The sequence below is a fragment of the Stenotrophomonas sp. NPDC077421 genome, from assembly GCF_049545505.1.
Classification (GTDB): domain Bacteria; phylum Pseudomonadota; class Gammaproteobacteria; order Xanthomonadales; family Xanthomonadaceae; genus Stenotrophomonas; species Stenotrophomonas nematodicola.
On record NZ_JBMWDP010000067.1, the window covers coordinates 1 to 8,150 of the forward strand.

Sequence of the window (8,150 nt, forward strand, 5' to 3'; positions counted from 1 at the left end):
TCCTTGCCTGCATTGGGAACTACCTTGCGTTGAGCGCTTCGCGCATCGAGGAACTGGTGCTGGTGCGCACGCCCTGCGTGGTCACCGCGAGTAGGTCGTGCAACAACTTGTTTTGCTCGGTCAGCAGCGCATTGCTCTGTTGGACGGCTGCTGTGGTTTCGGCCTGCCCCTTCCCATCGACCACCAGGTCAAACACGGCCCGGCTGAAGTTGTCGGGAAGAGCTTCGATCGCATCGGCGAGCTGGCCCATGCTGGTGCCGTCGTCCATGTCCAGATTCCCGACCTTCATGCCGTCGATCAGCCCGATCACCTGGCCGAACAGGTTGTTGTAGTCCTTGCCACTTGAGTAGAGGTTGCGACCGAAACCCAAGGCCGCCTGTGCGGCCGCCTGCGCCGCGCCGGCATCTCCCCCCGATACCGCGCGCTCCAGCTCGCGCATCGCCTCTTGCAGCTTCTCCTGGTCCGTCAGCGGTGACAGGTCGCTTATCGACAATCCATACTTCATTGCCTTCTTGTCGGCGTCGATCTGGGCCTGCAGCTTCCCCATGCTCGTCGCGCGCAGGGCCTCGATCTTGGCCAAGTCCTCCGCCCGGGCACCAGACAAACCGAGCGCCTTGGCGTAGTCGTTGGCCGCCTTAACCTGCTGGCGGTAGGTGCGTTCGATCGACAGTGCCTGCGACTGATACCGCGAAAGGTCTCCGGTCAGTAGTTGCGTCGAAACATCCGCCATCAGTGCACCGTAGCTCTTGGCCGCCCCGGTCAGTCGAGCATAGGCATCGCTCATCGTTTCGCCAGCGCGGGCCAGGTCTCCCATGCGGTCAACTACTGCGGTGATCACTCCGTCGCCGCTGCGGCTCCACAACTGGGCAGCATTTGCAATGTCTGCCTGGATAGCAACGGTAAGGCCGGCCACCTCGTTAAGCTTGGCCGCGTCACTGCGGTAGCGCTCTGCCAGGCGTTCTATTTCGTCAGCTGCGCCGTAAGCCTTGGCCACCGCCAGCATGTTCTCGCCAGCCAAACGCTGGGCAAAGGCCTCTTCTGCCTCGTAGTAGACCCGCCCGGCAATCTGGCCGAACTCCTTGGTCAGGTTGCCATTCTTGTCGAACTCCTGTCGAAATGAGCCCGCCACCATTGGTGGCACCGCCACCCCCAGCGCTGCAGCCGCTTGGCCCATCGCCTTCTCGATCTGGTCGAAGAGGTCACGCACGGACTGCAGCGCCGCGTCGTCCATCGCTGCGCGATTGGTTCGGCTTTTGGATCCCCGGAAGAGGCTCCGCTTCTTGGACTGAGTGGTTTCACTGACACCAGACACGCCGGAATCACCGATGTTGAACTGGCTGGCGCCACCGGTAGTTTTCCAGCTTGTGCCAAACAAACCGCCTCCGGTGACCTTGTCCAGGGCAAATGCACCCAAGCCAATCCAGCCGGCAGGCCCGATACTCTTGAGCCCGCCGGTCAGCGCGCCCATCAGCCCTGAGCCGCCCTTGTAAGCAGCCATGCCGGCGGAGATGACGCCGCTTACGGCGTTCCCGGCAAAGCCGCCGGCCAGCGTGGAAACGCCCTTGGTGAACAGGCCGTCGCCGCCCTGCATCCCCATCATGCCGCCGGCCAGCGCGCCGCCCCAGTTAATGCCCGACAGCGCGGACGCCTTGCCGCCAGGCCCGGTGAAGGCTGGCATGTTGTTGCCGAATCCCATCATCGACCCTGGGTCCGTGCGGGTGCCAGTGGCGATGCGGGTCTGGAAGCCTGCAGCGGCCTGGCTCTTGGACACCAGCGCGGCCACGCTGGCCAGATTCTGGCCGCCGGCGGCGGTCCCATTGCCCGACAGAATGCTGTAGCCAACTCGGTCAAGGATGCTGGTCTGGATCGGCAGCACCAGCTTCTGCTGCAGCAGCTGGCGGGAAAGGTCGCGCAGGCCCTGCCTGGCTACGTCCTTCAAGTCCCCCCACAGGCTGCGCCAGTCGCGCATCCCGCCGGCAACGAACTCCGCCATAGCATCGGCGGCATCGCCGACACCGTAGATCACCACGTTGGCCCAGGCCTCGACATTGGCCGCGGCCTCTTCCATCTGCAGCGACAGCGCAGCGGAAGCACCAGCCGCGGCCAGAATCGACCGCTCGTATTCTTCATAGCTCGCCGCGCCCTTGGCCAATGCCAGCGCTTCCTTGCCACCAGCGGCCTCCACCGACTTTTGCAGCTCTTGTCGCATGTCGCGCTCGTTGAGCAGCTGCCGGCGATATAGCTCCCGCGCACGGCCGATCTTGCCCAGCATGGCCAGCTCGCCGTTCATGGTCGCCAGCAAGGCCTCCGGGCTGGTCATGGCTCGATCAACCTCTGCCGCTACCTTGGCGTATTCCATTGCGCTTTGGGCCATCAGCACGTTGGCATCACCCTGGGCGATGTTGCCCTTGGCCAGGGCGGCGTTGTACTCACCCATGTTCTGCAGGTGCCTGGCCATCGCCTCGTCGAGCGGGCCTTTCATTGCCGCTGCCGCCAGCTCCGCCTGCTGCGTGTATCTGGCCAGGGCCTCGGTAACTGCCTTCTGTTCCTTGGCCGAAGCCTTGTCGGATGCGCGTGCGGTCTGCGTCGCCTTCTGGGCGGCTTCAGTCTGTCGGATCAGGCTCAGACCCTGAGCGATCTGCTTGTTGTAGGCAGCCCGCTGCTCGGTGGTGAGTTTGTCCACACCACCAGCCGCATTGATCTTCTGCCCAACATCGACCATGAACGCCGCTTCGGCGCCCTGCTTCAGGCGGACGAGGTTCACCAGCTGACTGTCAACACTAGCCTGCAGCGACTTCAGGTGCTGGTTAATTCCTTCGGACGCCGCGTGAGATGCGACAGCCTGCCGATTGAGCGCGGCAGTAGTTGCGTCGGTCTGGCGCTCAGCCGCGCCGCTCACTCCGGTAAGCGCACTGAGTAAACCGCGCTGGCGCTCGAACTCGAGGCTACTGGTCGCTGCAGCTGCGGTTTGTTGCGTCATAGATTTCGCGACAGTCTGCGCTGCAGGAGAGCCGTCGATCATCGTGCGCCAGGCCGCTTCAAGCCCCGCAGAGAATTCATCGGCGGAGAGCTTTCCGCCGTGGAGACTCTCCTTTAGCCGGGTGGTTTCCTTGATGAATGCATCGGCGTGAGCCACGTCCGAGTACGCCGCCGCAGAAGAGATCATTTCCTGAATGGACTTTGTGACCTCCCTATACGACTCGCTAATTCGAGCATCGAGCTTCAGCAGCTCGCCGGCACGCTCCTGCTTATTCAGCTCCGTGTACTTGGTGATCGTGTCGTCCAGCGTCCCGTTGAAGTCGATCAACGCGCTGTCCGCCTCCTTGGTGCTGTCGCGAATCATCCACCAGCCAGCCGCTGCCGTGGCGATCGCAGCAGCGATCCCGACAGGACCGCCGAGCGCGGCGTACGCGGACTGAAGCCCCTGCGCTGCTACGCGCGCAGCCGTCTGCGCAGCGGTCAATCGCACCGTCGGCGGGAGCATCCCCATCATGCCTATGGATGCTCGATTTGCCACCACGGAGTTGGCGGCCCACAGCGCGTTGAGTGCCGAAATCCCGGCCATCAGCTTGCCGCCTGCATAGAAGACGGCAAGGCCGGTTCCAAGCGGAACCGCCGCTGCCGCGACTACCCCCAGGTTGTCAGCGAACGAATTTACTGCGGTCGTTGCCGCAGCAATTCCTCCGCTTTGAGCCTGGCTTCCCAGTAGGTCATCAAAGGAGTTCTTCAGCCCCGTCAGGGCGCCGCCAAGCGTGTCACGGGCTGCAGCCGCGGCGCCAGCGTAAGACCCTTCCATGACGCCCATGACCATAGCCTGGGCTTCCGCGAGACGGCCCGTTTCAACCAGCGAAGCCAGCATGTCTTTCTGCTGTTCGGTGAAGAGGAAGCCCTGTTTGGTAAGTGCGGAAATTCCCTCAGTCGGATACTCAAGCGCCTTGCCGATGGTTTCGGCCGACTGAGTGATGTTCTCGCCAAGTCGCACCGACTGGTCAATTGCGAGCTGAAGAGCCCGTGGGAAGTTCTCTCCTACGATGCCCGTGTACGACAACAGGCGCGTCTGCGCATTGACGATCTCACCGGACGAGTGAGTGGTCGCCTTGGCCATCTTGTCAGCCATATCGACCAGCTGCCGGCTGTTGAAGCCGGCGGTCTGCCCCGTGGACTTCAGGATCGCATTCAACTGGGCAAGTTCATTCTGCGCGTTCACGGTCTCCGTAATGAACCGCCCCAACAGGGCCCCGCCTCCAATCGCGCCAAAGCCCTTTGCCAGCGAAGACATGCTCAGGTCGATGCTGGTAACCGACACCTTTGCATCGCGGGCGGCCTGCGCGAAGCTGTCGGACATCTCGCGCTGCATCTGCCGCATTGCCCTTGCGGCGCGATCAGAAGCCCGAGCAGACTTTCCAAGGTCGCGTTCAAAGCTCCCGGTTTCTGCGAGCAGATCGACGGTCAGAGTGTAGAGGGCCATGTTTCACCAATAGAAAAGGCCCGCTCGTGGCGGGCCTGTACTTAGTCGTTGCGCCACCGAGGCGCGTTTCAGCAGCTACGGCCTATTTGGGCCGTGAACGCTTAACGAGCTGGCCGTCGATGACCAGCTCTTTGAGGAACACTCCATCCTTAGACATCGTGCAGCGCGCGGCTGTGTCTACGTTTGCTCCGAATCCGTTCATGAGCGTCAGTCCTTCCCCAGCAACCCAGGTCACGACGATGCTATCGCTGAAGGTCTGGACCCGGGATGGCCCAGGAACACGCGCAGATGAAGGGTTCTTCGCGGACTCTTTGATCCACTGCCTACATCTGTCGCTGGCCGAAGCCTCTACCCGTTCCTCTGGTGATTTTCGTCCGCCAATCTGCATCCAAGCGAATGCCCCGACCACTACAACGAAGGCAATTCCAGCAGCGATCCAATCCTTGGACGTGTAAACCCTACTCATCGGTCATTAACCCCTCAGCCATGAAGGGTAAAAATTGTCGCACCGTGCGGTAACTTCGACAAACTATGCTGGAATTTCCTCGAACTCCATGTACCCGCTGAAATACTGCCGGCTGAGGTTCTCCGCCGTCGGAAGCTGGACGGCATAACCATAAATTGCAGCGCGCGCGGCCAGTCCCGGATCGAAGGCCTTGGAGCGGATGTCCCGGAATTGCGGGATAACACAAGCTCGCCGGCGACGGGCCATCGCCATCGCGAGCGTCTCCCAGTCGGTGCCACCCAACCCGCCTCGGCGCACCACCTCCGTGGGCCGTCCTGAGAAGGTCGCAGTCAGCCGCCGGTAGACAGCACCGGGTACGGTGTTGACCTGCCCGCCCTTGGTCCGCGTGTGGACACTGGCGTCGATCGGTCCAACCGCCCACCCATCCTTGATGCCGATGTCGACCGCACGGAAGATCGCAATCTCCCCCACTTCGACGTTCGTCACCAGGGTGTCGATCACCACCGCGACGCTGCTCACCGTGGCTGCGGCGGTCGGGAACAGCCAGGCGCATACGGTGCCGTCGGGCAGGCGCACGGTCGTTGCGGTGGCCCCCGCGGCGCTGACCAACACCCCCTCCGGCACGTTGAGGCCGAGCAACGCCACTATCCCCGGGACCAGCCCCTCGGCGAGCGTCACGTTGATGGACAGGCTGCCTGTCCGGTGAATGCGGCTGCGGCGCCCCGGCTTTCCGTCGAACATTGCAGCGCCGGCGTCGGTGGTCAGCCAGGTGCCGCCCACCAGCGCCACAGACTGCACCGCAGGCATTCCATATCCGATCAGCACCGCATCACCCCCACAACGTCAGCACCACGTCACCCGTGGCAGGGTTGCGCTCCACGCGCCGCACCAGTACCTGCTTGCCTGCCTCCAACCCATACCGGCTGTAGGCGATGCGTCCCACCTGCCCCGGGTGCGGCGCCAGCTCCTGGTCGCCCTGCACGCTGACCCGGTAGAAGAACCGCTGCACCCGGTACATGGCCACTACCCGGTCGATCTCTGCCTGCGCGTCCGCGCCATTCCAGAAGAGCGAGAGCACCGGGTCGGCGCCGTCGGCGCGGCGGTAGTGAGGATGCATCGCCCCGGCCCCGTACACCTGGGCGCGGAACAATCCCATCAGCTCGTCGCGGCGCCACTGCGGCATGTCCACCACGTCCGTGACCAGGTCGGAAGCGCCCAACGCTTGGGCGTTCGGCCGGTAGGCCATGCGGCGCGTGAGGTTCGGGGCTTCGTCAGGAACGGCGAGCAGATCTTCGGCCAGGTCGCCGCCGGCGAGGTCGAAAGCCAGTTCCCCCGCCCATTCCTCTGGCGCCGCCACCTGGACGAATCGAAGTGCACCGTCAGCGTCCTGGTAGCAGCCGACTCCGTAGCTGGGCAGGATCGCGTTCATCGCGTCCCGGCCAGTGATGGCCGTGCCGGCGTAGTAGCCCACACCGGCATAGCCAGTGGCGGCATCGATCGCCGCGCAGTCTGTGCCCGACCATGCTGCCTTGCCCAGGCGCCCCATGATGTCGGCCATCGCCTGCTGCAGCGTCGCCGGCGCCGGCCCCGGGCCAACGCTAGAAGCGTCTGTCACCACAGGCATGACCGGTGGCGATCGCATGAGCAGCTGCTGCCCATCCGGGGATAGGGAGAAGGTGCCCGCCTCCATCGCGTCGCCGCGGTCAAGGACGGTATCCGTGTAGATCCGCGAATCGGCAACGAACATCGCCGTCGCATCCGAATTTGCCCCCATTGCCGGCACGCTGGCCACAGCTCCGATCAGCACCGGCTGCGGCTTCCACGCCAGGCCGGGGATGTTCGGCAGGAACACACTGCGGTTGATCACCTCGTCGAGGTCATCGTGCGCGTCCCGGAAGTAGATGCCCTTGGTGCCGTCGTCGTTGATCTCGATCCGGTCGAGCGAGAAGCGGTACGCCGCGTGCGTGTCGGCGAGCATCCCATCCGCCGGACCGACCCTCACCTGCGCCGGCGCGCCAGAAGCGCCACTGAGCGCCAGATCGTCCAGGACGCCATCAGCGTCCAGCGCCTGGCATTCCGCCGCGCTGGTCTGGCTCACCGGTTCACCACCCCACGGCCAGAAGTTGATTTCGCTGATGAGGGTGATGCCGTCGGCCAGCACTCCCTCGAACCGGGCGTTGGCCGGGGAGTCACCCGGGGCGGTCAGCCAGTCGGCATCGGCGAGGCGCGCCACCGCTGGGGATGCGGCGGGCAAGCGCCAGCCGACCTGAGCGGCAGGACTACTGGCACCCCACTGCCCTGCATTGACCGCCATGCACAGACCACCGGCTTCGGTGGCCGCGAGCGAGGCGCAGAAGTGCAGCGGGCCGGTAAGCCCGATGTCCCTCTGGTGGACCAGCACGCCGTTGCGGTAAAGCTTGAGCCGGGTTGGCGCGCCGACCTCCACCAGCACCCCCGCGATTTCACCTTTGGCAAGGACGGGCAAGCCGGCAGCGACCGGCCCACCGTCGAAAAGCACGGTCCCTGCGCCAAGGTTCCAACCAATGCCAGCGGCATCACCGCCGGGGAAGGTGGTCAGCGAAGCGCCGGCCGTCGCGACGCCGACGACGGCGGCCATCGGATCATCGCCCCACACCGCGAACTCGGCACCGAAGGTGCCGTGATCCAGTGCAAGGTCAGAGCGGGCCATGTGGTGGATCTCCGCCGCTGCGGTTGTAGCCAGCGTGAGGCCGCCGTCGCGGGCGGCCAGCAACGGGCCAATGGGCAGCGCGGCAAAGCGCCCGAAGGTGTCAGCCATCATTTCCTCAGAGTGAGTCGAACCAATCCTCGGCCTCGTCGTCGTCGGACTTCGGCACAAGAACATCTAGGAAGGCCTGCATGCTGCGCTTTGTGCCGGCCTGGCTGTGCGCTGCTGCCGTGAAGGCGGCGAAGGCCGCAGGCTTGATGTGCAGACCAACAGGGTCGATGGGGTTCCGCTTGTGAAACTCCCACCAGCTCAGGTACTCGCGGCGCGACATAGTCGACCGCAGCTCGGCCACCGTGCGATGCAGGTGGCCGGCCAGTACGTGCCAGAACCAGTCTTCGCCGCGCTGCCTTAGGCGTTTCCCGTCTCGGCCTGGGCGTCAGCGGCCTTGTCGCCGAAGCCGGAGTGCTTCATGGCGACCTGCTGCAGTTCCGCGGCAACCAACGGCTTCAGCTGTGCGGCCTGCGCGGCGG

Annotated in this window: 4 protein-coding genes; all 4 read right to left on the reverse strand. The window is 64.4% G+C overall.

From position 1 onward, the window contains the following. Window positions 1-19: 19 nt before the first annotated feature. The gene (locus ACPEH1_RS20150; protein WP_423716288.1) at window positions 20-4,468 is read right to left on the reverse strand and encodes a phage tail protein; all 4,449 of its coding nucleotides are present in this window, start codon (window positions 4,466-4,468) and stop codon (window positions 20-22) included. 529 nt (window positions 4,469-4,997) lie between these two features. Beyond that, window positions 4,998-5,741: a hypothetical protein gene (locus ACPEH1_RS20155; RefSeq protein WP_136006295.1), complete on the reverse strand. Its 744-nt coding sequence runs from the start codon at window positions 5,739-5,741 to the stop codon at window positions 4,998-5,000. 22 nt (window positions 5,742-5,763) lie between these two features. Then, window positions 5,764-7,686, reverse strand: coding sequence for a hypothetical protein (locus ACPEH1_RS20160; RefSeq protein ID WP_423716289.1), 1,923 nt, complete (start codon window positions 7,684-7,686; stop codon window positions 5,764-5,766). Window positions 7,687-7,738: 52 nt separating this feature from the next. Continuing rightward, window positions 7,739-7,972: a hypothetical protein gene (locus tag ACPEH1_RS20165; protein WP_229296435.1), complete on the reverse strand. Its 234-nt coding sequence runs from the start codon at window positions 7,970-7,972 to the stop codon at window positions 7,739-7,741. Window positions 7,973-8,150: the final 178 nt, after the last annotated feature.

What these genes read in the sequence shown, in the direction of transcription:
- ACPEH1_RS20155 (WP_136006295.1), bottom strand. Translation starts at nt 5,741, where the DNA reads ATGCCTGCGGTGCAGTCTGTGGCGCTGGTGGGCGGCACCTGGCTGACC.
- ACPEH1_RS20150 (WP_423716288.1), bottom strand. Translation starts at nt 4,468, where the DNA reads ATGGCCCTCTACACTCTGACCGTCGATCTGCTCGCAGAAACCGGGAGC.